The organism is Saccharopolyspora ipomoeae, assembly GCF_029952525.1.
GTDB lineage: Bacteria > Actinomycetota > Actinomycetes > Mycobacteriales > Pseudonocardiaceae > Saccharopolyspora > Saccharopolyspora ipomoeae.
In genome coordinates, this window is sequence record NZ_JASAOF010000012.1 from 47,321 (window position 1) to 70,500 (window position 23,180).

At 71.5% G+C, this 23,180-nt stretch carries 20 protein-coding genes and 1 riboswitch; of the genes, 10 read left to right on the plus strand and 10 right to left on the minus strand.

The window, feature by feature from the left end; translation table 11 throughout:
* Positions 1 to 40 precede the first annotated feature (40 nt).
* From groL to QFW96_RS18710, 4 genes are all read right to left on the minus strand, one after another.
* The gene (groL, locus tag QFW96_RS18695) at positions 41 to 1,675 is read right to left on the minus strand and encodes a chaperonin GroEL (protein ID WP_132623251.1); all 1,635 of its coding nucleotides are present in this window, start codon (positions 1,673 to 1,675) and stop codon (positions 41 to 43) included.
* A 231-nt stretch (positions 1,676 to 1,906) separates the two neighbouring features.
* Positions 1,907 to 3,139, minus strand: a complete 1,233-nt coding sequence (locus QFW96_RS18700; protein ID WP_425524770.1) for a serine/threonine-protein kinase — start codon at positions 3,137 to 3,139, stop codon at positions 1,907 to 1,909.
* A 131-nt stretch (positions 3,140 to 3,270) separates the two neighbouring features.
* Positions 3,271 to 3,474, minus strand: a complete 204-nt coding sequence (locus tag QFW96_RS18705) for a cold-shock protein (RefSeq protein ID WP_093268692.1) — start codon at positions 3,472 to 3,474, stop codon at positions 3,271 to 3,273.
* A gap of 315 nt (positions 3,475 to 3,789) precedes the next feature.
* The gene (locus QFW96_RS18710) at positions 3,790 to 4,473 is read right to left on the minus strand and encodes a TIGR00266 family protein (RefSeq protein ID WP_281456983.1); all 684 of its coding nucleotides are present in this window, start codon (positions 4,471 to 4,473) and stop codon (positions 3,790 to 3,792) included.
* A gap of 181 nt (positions 4,474 to 4,654) precedes the next feature.
* Here QFW96_RS18710 and moeA point away from each other — a divergent pair, with 181 nt between their 5' ends.
* From moeA to QFW96_RS18735, 5 genes are all read left to right on the plus strand, one after another.
* Positions 4,655 to 5,899: a molybdopterin molybdotransferase MoeA gene (gene moeA / locus QFW96_RS18715; RefSeq protein ID WP_281456984.1), complete on the plus strand. Its 1,245-nt coding sequence runs from the start codon at positions 4,655 to 4,657 to the stop codon at positions 5,897 to 5,899.
* Positions 5,900 to 5,998: 99 nt separating this feature from the next.
* The gene (locus QFW96_RS18720; RefSeq protein ID WP_281456985.1) at positions 5,999 to 7,957 is read left to right on the plus strand and encodes a M48 family metallopeptidase; all 1,959 of its coding nucleotides are present in this window, start codon (positions 5,999 to 6,001) and stop codon (positions 7,955 to 7,957) included.
* Between the two features lie 636 nt (positions 7,958 to 8,593).
* Positions 8,594 to 9,307, plus strand: a complete 714-nt coding sequence (locus QFW96_RS18725; RefSeq protein ID WP_281456986.1) for a phosphatidylserine decarboxylase — start codon at positions 8,594 to 8,596, stop codon at positions 9,305 to 9,307.
* Entirely contained in the window at positions 9,304 to 10,236 is a 933-nt protein-coding gene (gene pssA / locus QFW96_RS18730) for a CDP-diacylglycerol--serine O-phosphatidyltransferase (protein ID WP_281456987.1), read from the plus strand. The genes QFW96_RS18725 and pssA overlap by 4 nt, the downstream gene beginning before the upstream one ends.
* 150 nt (positions 10,237 to 10,386) lie before the next feature.
* Complete coding sequence (locus QFW96_RS18735) at positions 10,387 to 12,615, plus strand: AAA family ATPase (RefSeq protein WP_281456988.1); 2,229 nt, start codon at positions 10,387 to 10,389, stop codon at positions 12,613 to 12,615.
* A gap of 52 nt (positions 12,616 to 12,667) precedes the next feature.
* On the opposite strand, the gene QFW96_RS18740 is transcribed toward QFW96_RS18735, so the two are convergent.
* Both QFW96_RS18740 and QFW96_RS18745 read right to left on the minus strand, forming a co-directional pair.
* A complete protein-coding gene (locus QFW96_RS18740; RefSeq protein ID WP_281456989.1) occupies positions 12,668 to 13,336 on the minus strand; it encodes a LytR C-terminal domain-containing protein in 669 nt (222 codons plus the stop codon).
* Positions 13,336 to 13,614, minus strand: a complete 279-nt coding sequence (locus tag QFW96_RS18745) for a DUF3263 domain-containing protein (protein WP_281457077.1) — start codon at positions 13,612 to 13,614, stop codon at positions 13,336 to 13,338. Before QFW96_RS18745 ends, QFW96_RS18740 begins: the two co-directional genes overlap by 1 nt.
* A 345-nt stretch (positions 13,615 to 13,959) precedes the next feature.
* Here QFW96_RS18745 and QFW96_RS18750 point away from each other — a divergent pair, with 345 nt between their 5' ends.
* Positions 13,960 to 14,535: a peptide deformylase gene (locus QFW96_RS18750; protein ID WP_281456990.1), complete on the plus strand. Its 576-nt coding sequence runs from the start codon at positions 13,960 to 13,962 to the stop codon at positions 14,533 to 14,535.
* Between the two features lie 186 nt (positions 14,536 to 14,721).
* Complete coding sequence (gene thiC, locus QFW96_RS18755) at positions 14,722 to 16,359, plus strand: phosphomethylpyrimidine synthase ThiC (protein ID WP_281456991.1); 1,638 nt, start codon at positions 14,722 to 14,724, stop codon at positions 16,357 to 16,359.
* 42 nt (positions 16,360 to 16,401) lie between these two features.
* Here the strand turns inward: thiC and QFW96_RS18760 are convergent, their stop codons facing one another.
* Positions 16,402 to 16,980 (minus strand): Uma2 family endonuclease, encoded by a 579-nt coding sequence (locus QFW96_RS18760; RefSeq protein WP_281456992.1) that lies wholly within the window; start codon positions 16,978 to 16,980, stop codon positions 16,402 to 16,404.
* A 153-nt stretch (positions 16,981 to 17,133) separates the two neighbouring features.
* Between QFW96_RS18760 and thiD the strand changes: the two genes are divergently transcribed.
* Positions 17,134 to 17,967, plus strand: a complete 834-nt coding sequence (thiD, locus tag QFW96_RS18765; RefSeq protein WP_281456993.1) for a bifunctional hydroxymethylpyrimidine kinase/phosphomethylpyrimidine kinase — start codon at positions 17,134 to 17,136, stop codon at positions 17,965 to 17,967.
* A gap of 146 nt (positions 17,968 to 18,113) precedes the next feature.
* Positions 18,114 to 20,087 (plus strand): FUSC family protein, encoded by a 1,974-nt coding sequence (locus QFW96_RS18770; RefSeq protein WP_281456994.1) that lies wholly within the window; start codon positions 18,114 to 18,116, stop codon positions 20,085 to 20,087.
* Between the two features lie 141 nt (positions 20,088 to 20,228).
* On the opposite strand, the gene thiG is transcribed toward QFW96_RS18770, so the two are convergent.
* The 3 genes from thiG to thiO all read right to left on the minus strand — a co-directional run bounded on the left by thiG (position 20,229) and on the right by thiO (position 22,311).
* Positions 20,229 to 20,993 (minus strand): thiazole synthase, encoded by a 765-nt coding sequence (gene thiG / locus QFW96_RS18775; RefSeq protein WP_281456995.1) that lies wholly within the window; start codon positions 20,991 to 20,993, stop codon positions 20,229 to 20,231.
* A gap of 2 nt (positions 20,994 to 20,995) precedes the next feature.
* Positions 20,996 to 21,196: a sulfur carrier protein ThiS gene (thiS, locus tag QFW96_RS18780; RefSeq protein ID WP_281456996.1), complete on the minus strand. Its 201-nt coding sequence runs from the start codon at positions 21,194 to 21,196 to the stop codon at positions 20,996 to 20,998.
* Positions 21,193 to 22,311, minus strand: a complete 1,119-nt coding sequence (thiO, locus tag QFW96_RS18785; RefSeq protein WP_281456997.1) for a glycine oxidase ThiO — start codon at positions 22,309 to 22,311, stop codon at positions 21,193 to 21,195. Before thiO ends, thiS begins: the two co-directional genes overlap by 4 nt.
* Positions 22,303 to 22,410: riboswitch (TPP riboswitch) on the minus strand. It overlaps the preceding gene by 9 nt.
* Before the next feature lie 70 nt (positions 22,411 to 22,480).
* On the opposite strand from thiO, the gene thiE reads away from it, so the two are divergent.
* On the plus strand, positions 22,481 to 23,152 hold the full coding sequence (gene thiE / locus QFW96_RS18790; RefSeq protein ID WP_281456998.1) for a thiamine phosphate synthase: 672 nt from the start codon (positions 22,481 to 22,483) through the stop codon (positions 23,150 to 23,152).
* Positions 23,153 to 23,180 lie beyond the last annotated feature (28 nt).

The window sequence follows — 23,180 nt, forward strand, 5'->3', positions numbered from 1 at the left end:
CCCCCTGGTGGGGACGGCCCTCGTCAGCTGCGGGTCGGGCTCAGAAGCCCATGCCACCCATGCCGCCGGTCGGGTCGGCGGCCGCGGCCGCGTCCCCGCCCTTCTCCGGCTTGTCCGCGACCACGGCTTCGGTGGTCAGGAACAGCGCGGCGATCGACGCGGCGTTCTGCAGCGCCGAGCGGGTGACCTTGGCCGGGTCGATGACGCCGGCCTGAACCAGGTCCTCGTACTCGCCGGTCGCGGCGTTGAGGCCGTGACCCGAGGTCAGGTTCTTGACCTTCTCCGCGACGACGCCGCCCTCGAGACCGGCGTTGACCGCGATCTGCTTGAGCGGGGCCTCGACGGCCAGCTTGACGCTGTTGGCGCCGGTGGCCTCGTCGCCCTCGAGCTTGAGACCGTCGAACGCGGTCTGCGCGGCCTGCAGCAGGGCCACGCCACCACCGGCGACGATGCCCTCCTCGACGGCGGCCTTCGCGTTGCGGACCGCGTCCTCGATGCGGTGCTTGCGCTCCTTGAGCTCGACCTCGGTGGCCGCACCCGCCTTGATGACGGCGACGCCACCGGCCAGCTTGGCCAGGCGCTCCTGCAGCTTCTCGCGGTCGTAGTCGGAGTCCGAGCGCTCGATCTCGGCGCGGATCTCGTTGACCCGGCCGGCGATCTGCTCGTCGTCGCCCGCACCCTCGACGATGGTGGTCTCGTCCTTGGTCACCACGACCTTGCGGGCCTGGCCCAGCAGGCTCAAGTCAGCGGTGTCCAGCTTGAGGCCGACCTCTTCGCTGATGACCTGACCACCGGTGAGGATGGCCATGTCCTGCAGCATCGCCTTGCGGCGGTCGCCGAAGCCCGGGGCCTTGACGGCGACGGACTTGAAGGTGCCGCGGATCTTGTTGACCACCAGGGTCGACAGGGCCTCGCCCTCGACGTCCTCGGCGATGATCAGCAGCGGCTTGTTGGCCTGCATGACCTTCTCCAGCAGCGGGAGGAGGTCCTTGACGTTGGAGATCTTGCTGCTCAGCAGCAGGATGTACGGGTCGTCGAGGACGGCCTCCATGCGCTCCGTGTCGGTCACGAAGTACATCGAGATGAGGCCCTTGTCGAAGCGCATGCCCTCGGTGAGCTCGAGTTCGAGCCCGAAGGTGTTGCTCTCCTCGACGGTGATGACGCCTTCCTTGCCGACCTTGTCCATCGCCTCGGCGATGAGCTCGCCGATCTGGCGGTCGCCGGCGGAGATCGCGGCGGTGGCGGCGATCTGGTCCTTGGTCTCGATCTCCTTGGCGTTCTTGAGCAGCTGCTCGGCGATCGCCTCGGTGGCCTTCTCGATGCCCTTCTTCAGGGCGATCGGGGAGGCGCCGGCCGCGACGTTGCGCAGACCCTCGCGAACCAGGGCCTGGGCGAGCACGGTGGCGGTGGTGGTGCCGTCACCCGCGACGTCGTCGGTCTTCTTCGCGACCTCCTTGACCAGCTCGGCCCCGATCTTCTCCCACGGGTCCTCGAGCTCGATCTCCTTGGCGATCGAGACGCCGTCGTTGGTGATGGTCGGCGCGCCCCACTTCTTCTCGAGCACGACATTCCGGCCCTTGGGGCCGAGCGTCACCTTGACGGCGTCGGCGAGGGTGTTCATGCCGCGCTCAAGACCGCGGCGGGCGTCCTCGTCGAACGCGATCATCTTGGCCATTGCGGTGTGGTCCTCCACCTATCAGGACGCCGTCGGTGCACACTGGTGCGTGCACGACGGCAGGACTCTGCTCGGCCAGGCTCGGTGCCCGCGACGGACGATCGCGCGGCGGCACCGTCATGTGGCGCCACCGGAACGACCTCACCGTCCCGACCTGGCACTCAACCCTGATGAGTGCCAGTACCGTGTTTAGCACTCACAGGGGGCGAGTGCAAGCGACCCGTCCGGGACTCACCCGCCGGCGGTCGGCACCGAGGTGGGCAGCCGCCCCGAGGTGGGCGTGGACGTCGAGCCCGAGCCGCCGTCCGAGGTGGCCATCGCCACGAACAGCAGCACGATCACCAGCAGCGCCACGACCACCAGGACCGGCACGATCCACTTCGCCGCGCCGCCCGACGAGGTCTTGGTGAACGCCGATGACCCGGCGGGCATCGGCGGCCGCACCCGCACCGGCTGCTGGTACCCGGCCGCGTAGGGCTGCGGGTAGGGGCCGGACTGCTGGTGCATCGGCTGCTGGTGCCCAGGCTGCCCGTGCACCGGCTGCTGGTGCACCGGCTGGGGCGCGGCGGCCTGCGGCACCGGCTGCTGGGCGATGCGCGGCGGCGCCGGGGCCTCCCCCGCCGCCGGGCCGAGCGCGGCGCGAGCGGCGGCGACGAGGTCCTGGCAGGTCGCGTAGCGCTGGTCGGCGCGCTTGGCCATGCCCCGGCGGAGCACGTCGTCGATCGGCGGCGGCAGCAGCACCAGCGATCCCGGCGTCGGCGGTTCGGCGCCCAGGTGGCCCTGGATGACCTCCTGCACCGAGCCGCCGAACGGCGGGCGCCCGGTCAGGCAGGCGAAGAGCACGCAGGCCAGCGCGTACTGGTCGGTGCGGCCGTCGACCGGCTCGCCGCGCAGGTGCTCGGGCGCGGCGAAGGTGGGCGAGCCCAGGAAGTCCCCGGAGGACGTGCGGTGACCGGTGGCGCCGCGCCGGGTCAGCCCGAAGTCGGCGAGGTAGACGTGCTCGTGCACCGATTCGCGCGAGGTGACCAGCACGTTCGCCGGTTTGAGGTCGAGGTGCACCAGGCCGCGCTCGTGCAGCATGTCCAGCGCCTCGGCGATCTGCCCCAGCAGCTCCAGGGTCCGCTTCGGCGAGATCGGGCCGTCGGAGATCAGCCCGGCCAGGTCGGTGCCCTCGACCAGCCGCATCGCGATGTAGAGCATGCCGTCGACCTCGCCGAAGTCGTACAGCGGCACGATGTTGGCGTGGTCGATGGCCGAGGTGTTGCGGGCCTCGTCGACGAAGCGCTCGCGGAACTCGGAGTCGCCGGTGATGTGCTCCCCCATCACCTTCAGCGCGACCTTGCGACCGAGCCGGACGTCGGTGGCGCGGTACATCACGCTCATCCCGCCGCGACCGAGCACACCGTCGATCTTGTAGTGGCCGAGCTTGCGACCGGTCAAATCATCCGAGGACACGCTCGGCAGCGTAGTCGTCGGAGGCGTCGGACGGGTGCAGGTTCAGCGGACCCAGCGCTGCGCCTGCCGTTCCGCGCGTTGCGGCCCGGTCCCCCGACCAGGAGAACCGGGCCGCACGACGACCTGGTGCGCAGTTCTTGTCAGACTTTGCGAACGCCGTCGGCTTGAGTTCGGCCATCACGGCCGGCTTTCACCTCGAATTCGACCCGATCTCCCTCGGAAAGGGTGCGGAAACCAGACATGTTGATCGCGGAGTAATGGACGAACACATCGGAACCACCGTCCGTCGCGATGAATCCGTAGCCCTTCTCCGAGTTGAACCATTTGACCGTGCCGACCGCCACGGCGTCCTCCTCAAGAAAATGTGATGCACGACGCTAGCGTCGCTGGAGCATCGGCCACACTACTCCGGAAAATCTGGCTCGTCGCGGGTTCGGCAATACGACTTTTCCGTTAAACGCTGGGCCGAACGGGTGGCCGCCGCAGCCACGTTGCGTTATCGAACGGAGCCAATTCCCCCGAGTGTCGCAATCGTTCTCCACCCGTGGCGAAAAACGGTAACGAAGCTTCCCCGGGTGAAACGCGCGAGCAACGCCGAACGGATACGTCAGACCATTCGGGATCCGGAGACCATTCGCGATTGTGCGCCGACAACGGCGTCAGGAACGCGGTCCGAGACCATTCGACTTGAGCCAGCCGACCAGTCCCCGCGGATTCCGCGTCTGGGTCAGCACCTGCCCCGGACCGGCGAAGTCGAAGACCAGCCCCTCGCCGCTCTTGAGCGACTGCGCCACGCCCTGGTTCATCTGCCGCAGCTGGCTCTGCACCGTGTCGGCGTAGGCGACCACGTGACCCGTGTCGATCGTGACGTACTCGCCGGGCTGCAGCGTCACCACGTCCAGCGCGCCGTAGCAGGCCACCACCGCCGAGCCGTGCCCGCTCAGCCGGGTGAGGAACCCGCTCTCACCGCCGAAGAGGTTCTGGAAACCGCCCCACTGCGTCTCCACCTGCACCGCGCTCGCCGAGGCCAGCCAGTTCCCCCTGGTCACGCACCAGCCGACCCGGCCGTCGAGCTCCAGCACGTTGAGGTCGCCGGGCAGCGTCGGCGCCACGTCGACCCAGCCGCCCTGCTGCGGCGCGGTGTAGGTCGAGACGTAGAACGACTCGCCGCCCAGCGCCGAGCGGGCCAGCGACTTGAGGAAACCGCCCTGCGCGCGCGACTCGACGCTCACGCCGTAGCTGGTGGCCAGCATCGAACCGGACTCCACCCGCACCGGCTCCCCCGGAGCCAGCATCAGCCGGGCGACCCCGTAGGACGGCGTGTGACGAGTGCGGACCTGCACGGCGAACCCCCTTCGAGCGCCCCGCGACTCGGGGCACGGCGATTCTACGAAGACCGCCCCCGGCTCGCGGAAAGTCCGCTCGGCCGACGTGAAAACGCGGCCCCGCTGACGTGAGAGCGCGCCATTGTGCCATCCCGCCGCGCGCGGCCGACCCCACGCCGATGGCGACACGGCGTGCCCGATGACAGATGATGCGTGCGTGTCGTCCAACAACACCGCTCCCGAGCTGAGGTCGGTCACCGATCACCGCGCGAAGGTCGCCTCGCTGCTGACCCGCACGCCGGTCGAGACGCGGCCGCTGGAGAACTGCCTGGGCCTGGCGCTGGCCGCCGACCTGGTCGCGCCGATCTCGCTGCCGCCCTTCAGCAACTCCGCGATGGACGGCTACGCGGTGCGCTCGGTCGACCTGACCGAGGCCACCCCCGACTCGCCGGTGACGCTGCCGGTCGCCGAGGACATCCCGGCCGGCCGGGTCGACGTGCCGCCGCTGCAGCCGGGCACCGCGCACCGGATCATGACCGGCGCGCAGCTGCCGCCGGGCGCCGACTCGGTGATCCCGGTGGAGCGCACCGACGCCGGCACCGAGACCGTGGCGCTGTTCGCCTCGGTGCAGCCGGGCGCGAGCGTGCGCCGCGCGGGCGACGACGTCACCGAAGGCACCACCGTGCTCACCGCCGGGACCCGGTTGGGCGCCGCGCAGCTGGGCGTGGCCGCGGCCGTCGGCATCGCCGAGCTGCCGGTGCACCGGCCGGTTCGGGTGCTGGTGCTGTCCACCGGCTCGGAGCTGGTCGCGCCCGGCGAGGAGCTGCAGCGCGGTCAGATCTACGAGTCCAACGGGCTGATGCTCGCCGCCGCGGTCCGCGAGGCCGGTGGCGAGGCGACGGTGCTGCGGTTCGTGCCCGACGACGTCGCGGCCTTCCACGCCGCGCTGGCCGAGCACCTGGACTCGGCCGACCTGCTGCTGACCTCGGGCGGGGTCAGCGCGGGCGCCTACGAGGTGGTCAAGGACGCGCTGTCGGGCAACGGCGTGGAGTTCACCAAGGTCGCGATGCAGCCGGGCACGCCGCAGGGCTGCGGCCGCTACCGGGACGCGTTCGCGGTGGTCACGCTGCCGGGCAACCCGGTGAGCTCGATGGTCTCGTTCGAGGTGTTCGTGCGCCCGGCCATCCTCGCCGCGGCCGGGCACGCGAGGACGTCGCGGCACGAGCGGCAGGCGGTGCTCACCGAGTCGCTGACCGCGCCCGCGGGCAAGCGGCAGTTCCGGCGCGGGGTGTTCGACCCGGCGACCGGCGAGGTCGGCCTGCAGGGGGCGTCCGGTTCGCACCTGCTGGGCAGTTTGGCGAAGGCGGACTGCCTGCTGTCGATCCCCGAGGACGTGACGGACCTGCCCGCCGGGTCCACAGTGGACGTGGTGTTGCTGGACTAGTTCAAGTCGATATCGCTTGTCACACCGTTGTTGACGGGTCGATGCGCGGTCCCCAAGACTGCTTGCCCGACCTTCCGCTTCCCCTCCGGAGTTTTGCACGTGCGTGGCCCCTGGCGCGCCGCCTTGGCGCTGGCGTTGCACATCGGTTTCTTCGTCGTGTCCCTCGGCCTGGTCGCAGGCCTGCTGATGATGGCGGGCATGACGTTCCGCCGGGACACCGTCGGAGGGCTCAAGGTCGCCTTCGCCGCCCTCGTCGTCGGCGCGACCCTGCTCTTCTGCCTGCGCGCGGTGCTGCGCAACAAGGTCCGGCCGCGCGGCGTGCCGCTGGACCGCGTGAACCAGCCCAACCTGTGGCGGACCATCGACCAGCTCGTCGACGCGACCGACTCCCCGCTGCCCGACGAAATCCGCATCACCTCCGAGCCGAGCGTCACCGTCCGCGAGGACACCGCCCTCCTCGGCCTGCGCACCCGCACCCGCTACCTGGAGATCGGGCTGCCGATGCTGGCGGCGCTGACCACGTCCGAGCTCGGCGCGCTGCTGGCGCACGCCGTCGGCAGGCTCACCGGGCGCAGCAGGCTCGCGGTCACCGCGCACCGGGTGCTGGCCAGCGTGCGGCGGACCCGCGACGGCCTCACCCCCGGGCCGGTGAAGTGGCTTTTCGCCGGGTACGCGCGGGTGTTCACCGCGATCGCCGTGACCACCACCAAGGAGCTGGTGCTGGCCGGTGACGCCGCCGCCGTGCGGGTCGCGGGCAAGCGGACCGCGGTGATGGCGCTGCGCAAGTCGGTGGCGGTGGAGCTCGGCTGGCAGGACTACACCGACGAGTACCTGAGCATGGCGGCCACGATCGGCCACGCGCCGGACGTGCTGCTGGGCTTCCGCAGCTTCATGGACCACCCGACGCGCAAGCCCGCGCTGGCCGAGCGCGCCAAGGTGGCCATCGCCGAGGAGACCGGCGAGCTTCCGGTGCGCACGCGGGTCGAGATGATGAAACGACTCAAGTCCGCCGACAAGGAGGTCGACGAGCGCCCGGCGTTCGCGATCCTGCGCAAGCCCCGCAACGCCGTGCCCGAGCTGGAGGACCACCTGCTGGTGGACTCGCTCGGCCCGCGGATGCCGTGGCCGGACGTGGTGCGGAAGGCCGGTGCGGCGCAGTCCGCCGAGAAGGCCGCGCAGCTCAGCGCCGCCGCCCACCAGTGCGGGCTCGGCGTGGACCCGACGATCCAGGGCGTCCTGGTGGCCATCCACCGCGGCCACGGCCGCGACCTGGTCAACCCCGTGCTCAACCCGGGCCTGCACCCGTCGACGATCGACCAGGCCGCCGAGGACACCCTCACCGACCTGCTGGGATGCACCGTCGTCGACGCGCTGGTCTGCGCCGGGCGCGCCCACCACGAGCTCGACTGGGGCGGCCCGCCCGGGATCCGGCTGGCCAACGGCCGCCCGATCGACCCGGACCGCCTGGTCCGCCCCGCCGTCGCCGACCCGCGGCTCATCCCCGGCCTGCACCGGGTCCTGGTCGACCTCGGCGTCCCGCTGCGCCACACGCGCGAGCCCGCCGAGGAGCCCGAGCCCGTGCTGTCGGGCATCGTCAGCCCCGTGCTGTGCTCCGGCGAGTCCTACGACCTGCTGGTCACCGACCGGGGGCTGCTCCTGCTGCCCAGCGACGCCAGCGCCGCGAAGCGGCTGCTCGCGGGCACCCTGGCGATGCTGCGCGAGGCCGAGGAGGAGCAGCTCAGCGAGCTCGCCTCGCGCCCGATCGCCGAGCTGCGGGAGCGCTCCGGCGCGCAGTGGGTGGACAGCCGCGACGTGGCCAGAGCCCGCCTCGACCAGGACAAGACCGGCTGGTCGCTGGAGCTGGACCTCTACCTCGACGAGTACGCGATGTCGACGCTGGACGACGTCCGCGTGGTCTCCGGCCCCGACGAGGGCGTCTCGGTGCTCACCCTGCGCAGCACCGCCGACGGCGTCGAGCACGGCGAGCCGTACCACGGCCTGTCCGAGCTGATGGGAGCCCGGATGGAGCTGGACGAGCCCGCCCTATCGCTGGACTGACGCCTGTCGCTGGGCTGGGGCTGTCGTTGGGCTGGGGCTGTCGCTGCACCGGGGCCCGTCGTCGGGCTGAGCCGCCGCAGACGGACAAAGAGGCCGTTCGGAACCTCCCCGTAGGTGCCGAACGGCCTCTTTGTTTTTCGGGTCCGTGCGCCCCCCGACGGCGCACGGCCCTCTTTTCGCGGTCCGCAGCACCTGGCAAGCGAAGGTGCCGTTCGCGGACACGAAGGAGATGAACTGATCAACGTTTCGTGACGCGGTTTCTAGTGTAATTGAGTTCACAGCTCGTCCGTAGCCGCTATCGGAGGACGTTGGCGACTCGTTTGGTGACTCCGCGTCAACGAAGTCACTGTTCTCTCCACGACCGGATGCGGTCACTCCAGGGACGGAAGGACCCCGACGGTTGGTTGCACCGGCAAGGAGGCTGCGCGTGGTCGTTCACCCGTCCGTGTGACTTCGTGCGTGCGGGGCGGTAGCATCTCGGCCGAAATACGTGCAGGTCAGGCGGTTCGTCCTTGATCGACTGCGGCCCCTGGCGACGGAGCCGATCGGACGTCGGCGATGCTGTACGTCTACGGCGCAGGCTGGACTACCGCGCCGCGCTGACATGACCTCCGACGCAGGGGCGCGACTACCTCGATGAGCAGCACCCAAGAGAGCCCGCTGGCGCACCTGATCGCGCTGGCCAAGGACACCGTTCCGCCGATGCACCCGGCAGGCAGGCCGTTCGTCATCGGCGCCGCCGTCGCCACGCTGGTGCTGCGCCGCATCTGGCGTCCGCTGGGCGCCGTCGGCGCGGTGCTCACCGCCTGGTGCGCGTGGTTCTTCCGCGAGCCGGTGCGCACGACCCCGACCCGCGAGGGCCTGGCCGTGGCCGCCGCCGACGGCGCCGTCGCGCACGTCGAGAGCGCCGTCCCGCCGGCCGAGCTCGGGCTCGGCGACGAGCCGATGACCCGCATCAGCACCTTCCTGACGATCTTCGACGTGCACGTCCAGCGCGCACCGGTCAGCGGCCGGATCGACAAGATCGTCTACCGGCCGGGCAAGTTCCTCTCCGCCGACCTGGACAAGGCCAGCGAGGACAACGAGCGCAACTCGATGGCGCTGCGCACCGAGGACGGCACCCGCGTCGCGGTCGTGCAGATCGCCGGCCTGGTCGCCCGCCGCATCGTCTGCGAGGTCGCCGAGGGCGACATCGTCGCGGCGGGCTCCACCTACGGGCTCATCCGCTTCGGCTCCCGCGTCGACCTCTACGTGCCCGCCGACAGCGAGGTCCTGGTCGAGCCCGGCCAGCGCACCATCGGCGGCGAGACGCCGCTGGCCGAACTGCCCAGGGGGAAGCGCGAACGATGAGCATGCGGACCACCCCCGGCGTCCGGCTGCTGCCCAATGCGATCACCGTGCTGGCGATGTGCGCCGGCCTGTCCGCGATCCAGTTCGCCCTCAACGGGCAGCTGGACTTCGCGATCGGGTCCGTCGCCGTCGCCGCCGTGCTCGACGGCCTCGACGGGCGGATAGCCCGACTCCTCGACGCCACCTCCAAGATGGGCGCGGAGCTGGACTCGCTGGCCGACGCGATGTCCTTCGGCGTGGCCCCGGCGCTGACCCTCTACGCCTGGCACATGCAGGACAACCGGGCCGGCTGGGTGGTCTCGCTGATCTTCGCGGTCTGCATGGTGCTGCGGCTCGCGCGGTTCAACACGCTGCTCGACGACGCCGAGCAGCCCGCGTTCGCCAAGGAGTTCTTCGTCGGCGTGCCCGCCCCGGCCGCCGGTCTGCTGGCGCTGCTGCCGCTCGCGCTGACCGCGCACTTCGGCTACCCGGGCTGGTGGGCGAACCAGACCGTGGTGATGGTCTGGATGGTGCTCATCGCCGCGCTCGCGGTCAGCCGGGTGCCCACGCTGTCGCTGAAGACCGTCAAGGTGCCGCCGAAGCTGGTGGCCCCGCTGCTGGTCGGCGTGGCGCTGCTGGCCGCGCTGGTCGTGGTGTTCCCGCTGATCTCGCTGGCCATCGCGATGGTGCTCTACCTGCTGCACATCCCCTACGCGGTCTACCGCTACCGGTGGCTGTCGCAGCACCCCGAGGCCTGGGACGCCGCGCCGCGCGAGCGCCGCGACATCCGCCGCCGCAACCAGCGCCGCCTGGGACTCCGCCCGCCGCTGCGCCGCAGCGTGGCGGGCGCCGCGCGCCGCGTCCGCCTCCCCCGCCGCCCCACGGGTCCGGGCCACCCCCGCCGCAGCTGGCGTCGCCTGGAGCTCCGGCGCAACCGCGACGACTACTGAGGCAGCGGACAGTTTTAGTGAAAACTGTCCCGACATTTCGGACATTGATCATGGGTGATTCGAGGAAAAACTGTCCCCTGCCCACCCTGGTGATCACCGCGACCACTGCTCTCGGCACCTCAGGGGCTGTCTGCGGCTAAGGTCGGCGGGGTGGCTTCGATCAGCTTGACCGCTCGCGCGTCCACCTCCGCTCGCGACACCCGGCGCGGGGTGGTGCGGCTGCACCCCGAGGTGATGGACGCGCTGGGGCTCCGGCCGTGGAGCGCGGTGCGGTTGACCGGGGCCCGGGAGACCGTGGCGCTGGCCGCCGCGGCCGAGCGCACCTCCCCCACCGGGTTCCTGCTGCTCGACGACGTCGCGCTGCTCAACCTCGGGGTCACCGAGGGAACCTCCGTCGCGGTCGCCCCGGCCCAGGTGGAGGTCGCCAAGCGGGTCGGCATCACCGGTTCCCGGATGGCGCGGGCGACGGTGTCGCCGGAGACCGCGCGGCTGGCGCTGACCGGCAAGGTCTTCTCCCCCGGCGACGCGGTGTCGCTGCTGCCGCAGGACCTCTCCCCCGCCTCCTCCTCGCGCGCCGGCGAGGTGCGCAGGCAGATGTCCGCCGCGATCGGCCTGACCTGGACCAACGAGCTCATCACGATCGCCTCCGCCGATCCCGCCGGTGCCGTGGCCGTCCAACCGTCCACAGTGGTCGAGTGGCAGGACGGCGTCACCGGGACCCCGCCCGAGCCCGCCGGAACCCCTGCCGCGCCCGCCGGAACCCCTGCCGCGCCGCGGGAAGCACCCGCCGCCGAGGAGCACCCGGCCGTGCCGGTGGCCGACCTGGTGGGCTCGCGGGACACCGCGCGCAGGCTCACCGAGTGGCTGCGGCTGGCCTTCGACCAGCCCGACCTGCTGCGCAGGCTCGGCGCCGAACCCCGCCTCGGAGCGCTGATCAGCGGCCCGCCCGGCGTCGGCAAGGCCACGCTGGTGCGCGCGGTGTGCGCCGAGACGGACGCCGAGCTCGTCGAGGTCGCCGCGCCCAGCATCGCCGCGCTGGAGGCCCGCACCGCCGCCGCGCGGCTGCAGCAGGCCGTCGACCGCGCCACGGCCGCCTCCGGCGACCGGGTCCTGCTGATCACCGACGTCGAGGCGCTGCTGCCCGAGTCCGACCCGCCGCCGCTGGCCACCGTCGCGCTCGACGCGCTGCGCGACGCACTCGGCCGCGACCGGCTCGCAGTGGTCGTCACCAGCGCGAACCCGCAGTCGGTCGATCCGCGGCTGCGCGAGCCCGGCCTGGTCGATCGCGAGCTGACCGTCGGGTTGCCCGACGACACCACCCGCGCCGACCTGCTGGGCGTGCTGCTGCGCGGCACCCCGCTCGACGAGGACGTGCGGCTCGACGACATCGCCGGTCGCACACCGGGTTTCGTCGTCGCCGACCTGCTGGCGCTGTGCCGGGAGGCCGCGCTGGGCGCCGCGCTGCGGTATTCCGACGACCCCGCCGACCCGCGCCTGCGCCACCAGGACCTGCTCGACGCGCTGTCCTCGATCCGGCCGATCTCGATGTCCACTTCGGACAACCTGCAGACCGGTGGGCTCACCCTCGACGACGTCGGCGACATGACCGAGGTCAAGCAGGCCCTCACCGAGACGGTGCTGTGGCCGCTGCAGTACCCGGACTCGTTCACCCGGCTGGGAGTCGAGCCACCGCGCGGCGTGCTGCTCTACGGCCCGCCGGGCTGCGGCAAGACCCACCTGGTGCGGGCGCTCGCGGGCAGCGGCAGGCTCAACGTGCTCGCGGTCAAGGGCGCGGAGCTGATGGACAAGTGGGTCGGCGAGTCCGAGCGCGCCGTGCGGGAGCTGTTCCTGCGCGCCCGGGGCGCCGCGCCCGCGCTGGTGTTCCTCGACGAGGTGGACGCGCTGGCCCCGCGACGCGGCCAGTCGTCGGACTCCGGCGTCGCCGACCGCGTGGTCGCGGCCCTGCTCACCGAGCTCGACGGCGTCGAGCCGATGCGCGACGTGGTGGTGCTGGCGGCCACCAACCGGCCGGAGCTGATCGACCCCGCCCTGCTGCGCCCGGGTCGGCTGGAGCGCCTCGTCTACGTCCCGCCGCCGGACGCCGACGCCCGCGAGGCGATCCTCGCGGCGGCGGCGAAGAACACGCCGCTCGCCGACGACGTCGACCTCGCGGACCTGGCCGCCGCGCTCGACGGCTACTCGGCGGCCGACTGCACGGCCCTGATCCGCGAAGCGGCCCTCACGGCGATGCGCGAATCCCTCACGGCGGCCGAGGTCACGGCGAGCCACCTGCGCACGGCGCGCGGGGCGGTCCGCCCGTCCCTGGACCCGGCCCAGCTCGAAGCCCTCGCCTCCTACGCCGACGACCAGCGAGGATGACCAGCCGGTCAAGCACCGAAGGTGCCGCACCGCCAAGCGAGGAGACCGCGGATCACTTCCCGGTGGAAGGGCCCTTGTAGTCGTTGGTGATGATGGCGATCAGACCGGGGGTGGCGTCCTGTATCCCGTCGAAGCGGGCGTCGGCGCGGGCGCCGATGCGGGCGGCGAGCTCCTCGGCCTGCCGCTCCTCGTCGGTGCCGGGCCGGAAGTAGACCGTGGTGGTCGGGATCTTCCCCGCCGCGTAGTTGCCGACCTCGGGCACGTCGTAGCCGGCCTTGCGGAGGTCCTCGGCGGCGCGGTGCGCGAGACCGGAGATCGTCGAGTTGTTGTAGACCCGGACGATGATCTGCTCGCTGCCCTTGCCGGACCCGACCGGGACGTCCTGCGCCTGCCCGGATCCCGTCGACTGCCCCGAACCCGTCGACTGGCCGGAGCCCGGTTCCTGGCCCGAGCCCGGCTGCGTGGCCTGCGGCGGCTCGGTCACCGGCGGGGGCGCGACCGGCGGCGGCTGGACGGGCGGGGTGACGGTGGACGGCGCGGGTTTCAGCGGCGGTTGCACCTGCGAGGAGGGTTCCGGCGGGAGGGGTTGGGCGGTGTCCGAGGACTCGCCCGACATCAGGGTCACGGTCCCGAACACGGCGGCGAGCACGCCGACTCCGATCAGACCCAGGCCGATCAGCTTGGCCCCGCCGGGCCCGCCGGACGGTTCCCCAACACTCATCAGTGCAACTCGATTCCCAGTCGTTGAGCGGCCCTGGCGCGCTGCCGCGCCGCCCGTGCCTTGCGCAGTCTCTTGATCAGCATAGGGTCCGCGCGGAACGCCGCGGGAGAATCCAGCAGCGTGTTGAGAAGTTGGTAGTAGCGCGACGCGGACATGTCGAACAGCTCGCGGATCGCGATGTCCTTCTTGCCCGAGCGCTTCCACCACTGCGCTTCGAAGGCGAGGATCCCGCGCTCCCGGTCGGTCAACTCCCGGTCGGTCAACTCCCGGTCGGTCAGCTCCCGATCGGCTGGTTCCCGTTCCGCGGGAACGGGTTCCGGCTCGACGATCCGCTCGATGGGCTGGGTGATCGGTTCCGCCACCTGCAGCCGCCGACGTGCCGGAGCCTGCTGCCCGTGCGTCCGCGCGAGCTGCTCGCACTGACGGGCGATCTCCTTCGCGGTCAGCATCTGGGCGGCGTCCATCCGGCTCCTCGCCTCGCGATCGGTCGCGGAGAATCACACGGCTGTCATTCCCGCACCAATTGAACCATGCCGTGATCCGGACGGGGAGCCGATCACACACCGGTTTCACGCGCAAGAGCGGCCCGGGTGCCTCACCTGCGCAACCGATAGGGTCCGCGCATGGCTGTTCACCCCATCCGCGTCTACGGCGACCCCGTGCTGCACCACCCGACCCGCCGCGTGGAGAACTTCGACGAGGAGTTGCGCACGCTCGTCGAGGACATGTTCGAGACGATGGCGGCGGCGAACGGGGTCGGGCTGGCTGCCAACCAGATCGGCGTCGACCTGCGGTTGTTCGTCTACGACTGCCCCGACGACGAGGGCGTGCAGCACCGCGGCCTGGTGGTGAACCCCGAGCTGACGACCTCGGAGATCCCGGAGACGATGCCGGACCCGGACGAGGACTGGGAGGGCTGCCTGTCGGTTCCCGGCGAGTCCTACCCGACGGGCCGGGCGAGCTGGGCGAAGGTCACCGGGTCCGATGTGGACGGTGAGCCGGTCGAGGTCGAGGGCACCGGCTTCTTCGCGCGCTGCCTGCAGCACGAGACCGATCACCTCGACGGCTACGTCTACCTGGACCGCCTCACCGGCAGGCACGCCCGCGCCGCGAAGAAGATGATCAAGCGCAACGAGTGGGGCGTTCCCGGGCTCAGCTGGGACCCGGCCGAGATGGGCGACCCGTTCGCCGACGACTGATCCGGATGGCTGAGCCTCCGGATCCGACTGTTGTCTCCGGGGGCTCCTGGCCGTAGCCTCGGGCACTGCACAAATCAATCCGCGGGAGCTCGCACCGAAAGCGGGCTGAGAGGGTGGCTGGAGCAACTCCGGGGCCGCCGACCGCAGAACCTGACCGGGTAATGCCGGCGTAGGGAGTGAACGGCAGTGGCCGACGTGTATCCGAACGCATCCGGAATCACCACGGGACCCATCGAGGGATCCCGAAAGGTCTTCAGCAGCACCGAATCCGGGCTGCGCGTGCCGTTCCGCCGCATCGAGCTGACCAACGGTGAACACCTCGACGTCTACGACACGTCGGGGCCGTACACCGATGACACCGCCACCGTGGACGTCCACAGTGGTCTGGCTCCGACGCGCGCGGGATGGCGGGACGGACGGGAGCACAACACCCAGCTGGGCTGGGCGAAGGCGGGCGCGATCACCCGCGAGATGGAGTACATCGCGCACCGCGAGGGCGTCTCGGCGGAGTTCGTCCGCGACGAGGTCGCCTCGGGCCGCGCGGTGATCCCGGCGAACCGGTGCCACCCGGAGAGCGAGCCGATGATCATCGGCAAGAACTTCCTGGTCAAGGTCAACGCCAACATCGGCAACTCCGCCGTCACCTCCTCGGTCGAGGAGGAGGTGGAGAAGATGGTGTGGGCGACCCGCTGGGGAGCCGACACCGTGATGGACCTGTCCACCGGCAAGCGCATCCACGAGACCCGCGAGCGCATCCTGCGCAACTCGCCGGTGCCGATCGGGACCGTGCCGATCTACCAGGCGCTGGAGAAGGTCAACGGCGACCCGGCCTCGCTGACCTGGGAGATCTACCGGGACACCGTGATCGAGCAGTGCGAGCAGGGCGTGGACTACATGACCGTGCACGCCGGGGTGCTGCTGCGCTACGTGCCGCTGACCGCCCAGCGCGTCACCGGCATCGTCTCCCGCGGCGGGTCGATCATGGCCGCCTGGTGCCTGGCGCACCACCAGGAGAGCTTCCTCTACACGCACTACAGCGAGCTGTGCGAGATTCTGCGCGCCTACGACGTGACGTTCTCGCTGGGTGACGGCCTGCGGCCGGGTTCGATCGCCGACGCCAACGACCGCGCCCAGTTCGCCGAGCTGGAGACCCTCGGCGAGCTCACCCACATCGCCCGCGAGCACGACGTGCAGGTGATGATCGAGGGCCCGGGTCACGTGCCGATGCACAAGATCGCGGAGAACGTGCGGCTGGAGGAGGAGCTGTGCGGTGAGGCGCCGTTCTACACGCTCGGCCCGCTGACCACCGACATCGCGCCCGCCTACGACCACATCACCTCCGGGATCGGCGCGGCGATGATCGCCCAGGCCGGCACGGCGATGCTCTGCTACGTCACGCCGAAGGAGCACCTGGGCCTGCCGAACCGCGACGACGTGAAGACCGGCGTGATCACCTACAAGATCGCCGCCCACGCCGCCGACCTGGCCAAGGGGCATCCGCGAGCCCAGGAGCGCGACGACGCGTTGTCGCAGGCCCGCTTCGAGTTCCGCTGGACCGACCAGTTCAACCTGTCGCTGGACCCGGACACGGCCCGCGCCTTCCACGACGAGACGCTGCCCGCCGAACCGGCGAAGACGGCCCACTTCTGCTCGATGTGCGGCCCGAAGTTCTGCTCCATGAAGATCACCCAGGACGTCCGCGCCTACGCCGAGGAGCACGGCCTCACCAGCGTCGAAGCCATCGAAGCGGGCATGGCCGAGAAGTCCGAGGAGTTCACCCGAACCGGAGGCGAGGTCTACTTGCCGATCGCGGCCAACGACTGACGCGGCCGCTGGGGCGGCTCCGCGCGGAGCCGCCCCAGCACCTCAGAACTGGTCGGTTGGAATGGACAAATCGAACGGCTCTGGAAGCTCGATCGGTTTGCCGAACGGAAACCGCTCGCGTTTCCCGTAAGTTCCATCCTGCGGGTCCGAGTGCAGGAAAGCCGCCGGTCCATCTTCGGCGAATCGATCGATCAGCAGGTACAGCGGCACCTCAGCTTGCCCGTAGGCCCACAGCTTTTCCTTGCGGTCGACATCCGCGTTGCTCTTTGAGGTGATCTCCGCGACGAGGAGCGCGCGTTCAACCGGCACCGGCCCCACCGTGTCGTCGTTCGGCAGCTCACCGAACGGAATCACCGCGATGTCCGGCACGAACAGACACCTCCGAAGAGGTATCGCGACGCCCGCAGTCTGGAAAACTCCCCATTCCTCTGAGATTGCTCGGTCCAGTGCGCGTTGAACACGCGCCGCGATCGCGTTGTGCGGATAACCCGGCGGCGGGGACATGACGATCGTCTCCTCGATGATCTCCGCGCGCCAGGCCTTGTTCGGCAGGTCCAAGTGCTGCCAGGTCTGCACCAACTCGTCCCACGTCGAGTACGACGGTGCCGGAGCAGCAGTCATAGCGCGGTCACCTCCTGTGTTGTTTTCATCACGCACAGTACTCACCGCCTCTGACAATCTTGCGATCTGCCTGGTCATGAGCCTATCGGGAATCCTTCACACCGTCAGCAGCTAGGCGATTCCAGATCATCGGTGACACGTAGCATCTCGGGAATGCAAGAAAGCACTGCTCCGGCCACTGCGTTGACGATCGCCGGGTCGGATTCCGGTGGTAGTGCCGGGATGCACGCGGATCTGCGGACCTTCTTCGCCTGCGGGGTGCACGGGATGACCGCCGTGACAGCGGTGACCGTGCAGAACACCGTGGGCGTGACCGGGCTGGTGGAGGTGCCGCCGGAGACGGTCGCCGCGCAGGTCGACGCGGTCGCCTCGGACATCGGGGTGGGCGCGGCGAAGACCGGGGTGCTGGCCTCGGCAGCCACCATCGACGCCGTCCTCGACGTGTGCGACCGGCACGGGATCGGTCGCGGCGGGCGGACGCCGTTCGTCGTCGACCCGGTGGCGGCCTCGCGCAGCGGTGAACCGCTGCTGCGGCCCGACGCGCTCGACGCGCTGCGGTACCGGGCGTTCCCCCGGGCCACCCTGGTCACCCCGAACCTCGACGAGGTGCGGCTGCTGACCGGCATCGACGCGCGCACCCGCGACGACCTGCTGGACGCGGCGAAGGCGGTCCACGACTTCGGCCCCGAGTGGGTGCTGATCAAGAGCGGCCACCTGCCCGACGACCCCGAGTGCGTCGACCTCCTCTTCGACGGCACCGAGGCCCTCGCGCTCCCCGGACCGCGCTACGCCACCGAGCACACCCACGGCGCCGGCGACGTGTTCGCCTCGGCGATCACCGCCGCGCTGGCCAAGGGCGCCTCGATGCCCGACGCGGTGCGCGGCGGCAAGCGGTTCGTCACCCGCAGCGTCGCCGACGCCTACCCGCTCGGGTCGGGCGTGGGACCCGTGTCGACCTTCTGGCGCATCAGCCCTCGCTCGTACTGACCAATCAATAGGGTGATTCTCGCCCCCACCCTGTAACCCGATAGGTGCTACTCGTCGACATATGTTCGAGAGACGCGTAATCCCAGGGCCCGGAACCTGGAGCGCGGCGAGGGATGACAGGGGTTTGCGAGAGCGTGGCTAAAGCGGTGTTGACACGAGCGCGGGGATGGCTGGCCACCGAGGCGGGGGCGCCGGATCCCCGGCAGCGCCAGTACGTGCTGCTGGTGGTGCTCGCCGTCCTCGCCGGAACCGTCGCCGGGTGGTTCTTCGAGGTGCAGACCCCGATGCTGCTCGGGGCGCTGACGACCGTGCTGGCGCTGACCGCCACCAGCGGTCAGGCGCTGCGCTCCGATCTGCGCCGGTTCATGTGGCTCACGCCCGCGCTGGTGCTGATGATGGCCGTCGGCCCGATGCTGACCAAGGTGCCGGTGCTGGCCGGGCTCGCCGTCGCCCTCGTGGTGTTCGGCACCGGGATGCTGCCCGCGCTCGGCGAGCACTACCGGATCGGCGGGCAGATCTTCGCCGCGGCGACGCTGGTGACCACCACGACCGGCATCGGCAACGACCAGCCGTTCCTGGTGCTGCTGGCCTCCACGCTCGCGGGCGGGCTGTTCGCGCTGCTGCTGCGGGTGATCGTCGGGCTCGGCGACCCCGGCCACGCGACCCGCGTCGCCGTGGCGCGCACCCTGCTCACCCCCGGTCCCGGCGTGCTCGAAGGGGCCGCGGCCGCGTGGCGCGCCGACGGCTCCAGCACCTGGCTCGGACAGGTGCTGGCGGGTTCGGCCCGGTTCCGGGCGGCCCGCGAGACGCTGCTCGCGCAGGCCCAGCAGAGCGACCGGATCGAGGCCGAGAGGCTGCGCGAGATCGTCGCCGAAGCCGACAAGGTCGCCGCCGAGCTCGCCCGCGCCGTCCGCTCCCGCGCCTGCACCGGCCTGCCGATGGCGGCCCGCCGCGACCCGGCGCAGATGGTCGTCGCCCGGGGCGGCAGGCAGGACCTGCCCGACGCGGTCGCGGGCGTGAACCAGGGCCTGGACCGGATCCGCGCGGCCGTCGTCAACCGGGACGAGACCCCGGTGCCGCCCGCCGAGGAGGGTGCGCTGAAGGAGCGGCTGATGGGCGCGGTCCGCGCGCACCTGTCGTTCCGGTCCTCGCTGTTCCGGCACGCGCTGCGCTGCACGCTGGCCGTCGCGGTCGGCATGGTGATCGTGCTGCTGATGCGCGACCCGTCGGCGTCGAGCCTGCTGCTCGCGCTCTACGTGGTGCTGGCGCCGGCCGCGCGCGACAGCATGACCGGCGCCCTGGAGCGCACCGGTGGCGCGGTGCTGGGCGTGACCGCCCTGGCCATCCTGATCACCCTGCTGCCCGGCGCCTACCTGCTGGTTCCGCTGGTCATCGGCGGGATGCTGCTGAACATGCCGCGACTGCGGGCCGAGTACCAGGTGGTGCTGGGCTGCCTGATCGTGATCACCGTCGTGGACCAGGCGATGACGCTGGACCGGCCGCTGGTCAACGTCGGCATCAGCTTCGCCGCCAACACCGCGGTCGGCGCGGCGATCGCGCTGATCGTCGGCTACGTGAGCTACCTGGTGCTGCCCAGCAGCATCGTCCCGGACGTGCGGGGCGCGGTGCGCTCCACCGTCTGGTCTGTCTCGGAACTGCTGCGCAGCGTCCGCGCCTCCGGTCAGGGCGCGGACCTGCCGAAGGCGCTGCAGGCCGCGAACGTGCTCGCGCTGCGCCGCACCCAGGACCTGCTGGGGATGCCGGCTCTGCTGGACGGCACCGGCGAGGAGACCGACGACAACCACGCCACCCGCGCCGCCGCGATCGCCCTGGACGCGCTGCGCCAGGACGTCTCCACGCTGGCCTTCCGGCCCGCCGAGGAGCGCAAGGTCGCGGTCCCCGCGCTGCGCTCGGTCGACGACCTGCTGGGCGGCAAGTCCACGGCGAAGATCCCCGACATCCCGGCGGGCGGCGCCCCGGCCTCCGAGCTGCTGGCGAGCTCCTTGGTGGAGAACGCCCTGCACGCCCGCCAGGCCATCGACCGCACCTTCGGCTACGACAACCCGTGGAAGAGCTACACGATCAGCTTCGTCCGCCCCGAACGCCTCCACATCCGCTGAGCAGCTGCCGCCACGGCTGGTCGCGCCGGGTTCGGTGGTGCGGCTGGGGACGGTTTCAGCCGGAATCGCCCGGGATCTAGGAGTCGAGATCCCGGGCGCTGGCCAAAAACCGTCCAACTCCCCGACCCTTCGGGACCAGAGCTAGCCCATCGGGGTGCCGGGGCTGGAGGCTTGGGCCCAGAAGCGCTGGGGGATGCGGCCCGCTTGGGAGGCGAGGCGGCCCGCTTCGACCGCCGAGCGCATCGCCGTGGCCATCCGCTCCGGGTCCTGGGCCCGGGTGACCGCGGTGGCCAGGAGGACCGCGGAGCAGCCGAGCTCCATCGCCAGAGCCGCGTCGGAGGCCGTGCCGATGCCCGCGTCGAGGACGATCGGGACGTTCGCCCGGGAGACGATCATCTCGATGTTGTGCGGGTTGCGGATGCCCAGACCGGTGCCGATCGGCGAGCCCAGCGGCATGACCGCCGCGCAGCCGACCTCCTCCAGCTTCAGCGCCAGCACCGGGTCGTCGTTGGTGTAGGCCAGGACGACGAAGCCCTGGTCCACCAGCTGCTCGGCGGCGTCGAGGAGCTCCACCGGGTCGGGCAGGAGGGTGTCCTCGTCGGCCACCACCTCCAGCTTGACCCAGTTGGTCTCCAGCGCTTCGCGGGCCAGCTGGGCGGTGAGCACCGCTTCGGCCGCGGTGCGGCAGCCCGCGGTGTTGGGCAGCGCCTCGATGCCCAGCTTGCGCAGCAGGTCGAGCACGCCGGTGCCGCCGCCCGCGTCGGCGCGGCGCATCGCGACGGTGGTCAGCTCCGTGCCGGACGCGATCAGCGCGCGCTCCAGGACCGCGAGGTTGGTGGCCCCGCCGGTCCCGGTGATCAGACGCGAACCGAACTCACGACCGGCGATCACCAATGGGTCGTCCACGGTCACCCTCCTTGCACTGCGGTGAGGACTTCGATGCTGGCGTCGGCGTGCACCGCCGTGCCCTGCCAGGACGCGCGCGGCACCACCGCGCCGTCCAGGGCCACGGCCACGCCTCGTTCCGGCACGCCGAAGTCGTCCAGAACCGACGCGAGCGTGGCGTCGGCAGCGACCTCCCGCGCCTCGCCGTTGATCACGACGTTCACTGCTGCCCTCCCAAACGACTCGGATCGGTGGCCTTGATGAGCGCGCCGGGCTCGTCCCCGCGCAGCAGCGCCAGCACCGCGTCGACGGTGACCGGCGTGAGCAGGAACCCGCCCCGGTGATGTCCGGTGGCGGCCAGCACCCCGGGTTCCAGCCAGCCGATGAGCGGCAGGTTGTCGGCGGTGCTCGGGCGCAGCCCGGCGGTGGCCTCGACCAGCGCGTACTCGGCGATGCCCGGCATCACGGTCTCGGCGTCGGCGAGCAGGTCGCGGACGCCGCCGACGGTGACCTCGGTGTCGAAGCCGACCTCGTGCTGGGTGGCGCCGAGCACCACTCCCCCGTCGTCGCGCGGCACCAGGTAGCAGGGCCTGCCGCGCACCGGGCCGCGCACGGTCCGCACCGGCGGCGGCAGCGCGGTGGCGCGGCGCCGCAGCCGCAGGATCTCGCCCTTGACCGGGCGGATCCTGCCGGACAGCGCGGGGTGCAGATCTCCGGAGCGCACGCCCGCGGAGATCACCGCGAGGTCGCACTCCAGCTCGGAGTCGGCGAGTTCCACGGCACCGGACCGGACCCGCTCGGCGCGCTCGGCGACGAACTCCACGCCCGCCGCCTTCGCCGCCGCCTGCAGCGCGGTCAGCGCGAGCCGGTTGTCCACCGCGAGATCACCGGGGATCTCCAGCCCGCCGCGCACCGCGGGGCCCAGCGCGGGTTCGCGCTTGCGGAGCTCGCGGCCGGTCAGCCGGGTGACGCTGCGGCCGAGCCCGGCCAGGTACCCGGCGACGGTGTCGAGCTCGCCGCGGTCGGCGCCGTCGATGCCGATCATCAACGTGCCCTCGGTGCGCAGCCCGGACGGCAGTCCGGCGGCGCGCGCGAGCTCGTCGGCGAAGCCGGGCCAGCGGTCCAGCGACGTCGTGCCGAGTTCGAGCAGTTCCTCCTCGCCGGGCCACGCCTCGGCCAAGGGGGCGAGCATCCCGCCCGCCACGTGCGATGCGCCGGAGGCGGGGGCCGGATCGACCAGGCTCACCCGGTTCCCGGCCTCGGCGGCGCGCCAGGCCACCGACAGGCCGACGACTCCGCCGCCCACCACGACGACATGATCGGTTCGTTTCCCAGACAACTCCACGCTCCCTGCGCCGGCATGACCCGGATCAGGTTCGACGGTCGGAGCCCTGCGCTCCCTCTCAGCCCGGTCCGCCGGGCTCCCGTGCTCACCGCCCACCACACTACCCGTCCGCAGATCACGACGTCAGAGGTTGGTTGGGCCGTCCCTCCTCTAGGCTGGGGGCATGCCTGGTTTGGACGGCTTCGGGATTCGCGCTCGCCTCGCCGAGGCGAAGTTGTACTTGTGCACCGGCGCGCGGAGCGAGCGGGGTGATCTCGCGGAGTTCGTCGACGCCGCCCTGGAGGGCGGGGTGGACATCATCCAGCTCCGGGACAAGGGCCCGAACGGCGCTCCGCTGGAGGCCCGCCAGGAGCTCGCGGCGCTGGAGGTGCTGGCGGAGGCGTGCGTCCGGCACGGGGCGCTGCTGGCGGTCAACGACCGCGCCGACGTGGCGCTCGCGGCCGAGGCCGACGTGCTGCACCTGGGCCAGGACGACCTGCCGGTGGAGCTCGCCCGCCGCGTCGTCGGCGACCAGGTGGTGATCGGCCGCTCCACGCACGACATCGCGCAGGCGGACTCGGCGGCCACCGAGGCGGGCGTGGACTACTTCTGCACCGGCCCGGTGTGGACGACGCCGACGAAGCCCGGCCGTCCGGCCGCGGGCATCGACCTGGTCCGGCACGCGGCCGAGCACCGCGGCCACGGTCGCCCGTGGTTCGCCATCGGCGGCATCGGGCTCGACAACGTCGACGAGGCCGTCGAGGCCGGTGCCGAGCGGATCGTGGTGGTCCGCGCGATCACCGAGGCCGAGGACCCCGTCGCGGCGGCGCGCGAGCTGCGGTCGCGACTTCCGTGACATGGGACGACCCCCGGCGGTCGGTTCC

Coding starts and splice junctions, on each gene's coding strand:
- groL (WP_132623251.1), bottom strand. CDS start 1,675: ATGGCCAAGATGATCGCGTTCGACGAGGACGCCCGCCGCGGTCTTGAG.
- moeA (WP_281456984.1), top strand. CDS start 4,655: ATGACAGATGATGCGTGCGTGTCGTCCAACAACACCGCTCCCGAGCTG.
- QFW96_RS18725 (WP_281456986.1), top strand. CDS start 8,594: ATGAGCAGCACCCAAGAGAGCCCGCTGGCGCACCTGATCGCGCTGGCC.
- pssA (WP_281456987.1), top strand. CDS start 9,304: ATGAGCATGCGGACCACCCCCGGCGTCCGGCTGCTGCCCAATGCGATC.
- QFW96_RS18740 (WP_281456989.1), bottom strand. CDS start 13,336: ATGAGTGTTGGGGAACCGTCCGGCGGGCCCGGCGGGGCCAAGCTGATC.
- QFW96_RS18750 (WP_281456990.1), top strand. CDS start 13,960: ATGGCTGTTCACCCCATCCGCGTCTACGGCGACCCCGTGCTGCACCAC.
- QFW96_RS18760 (WP_281456992.1), bottom strand. CDS start 16,980: ATGACTGCTGCTCCGGCACCGTCGTACTCGACGTGGGACGAGTTGGTG.
- thiD (WP_281456993.1), top strand. CDS start 17,134: ATGCAAGAAAGCACTGCTCCGGCCACTGCGTTGACGATCGCCGGGTCG.
- thiE (WP_281456998.1), top strand. CDS start 22,481: ATGCCTGGTTTGGACGGCTTCGGGATTCGCGCTCGCCTCGCCGAGGCG.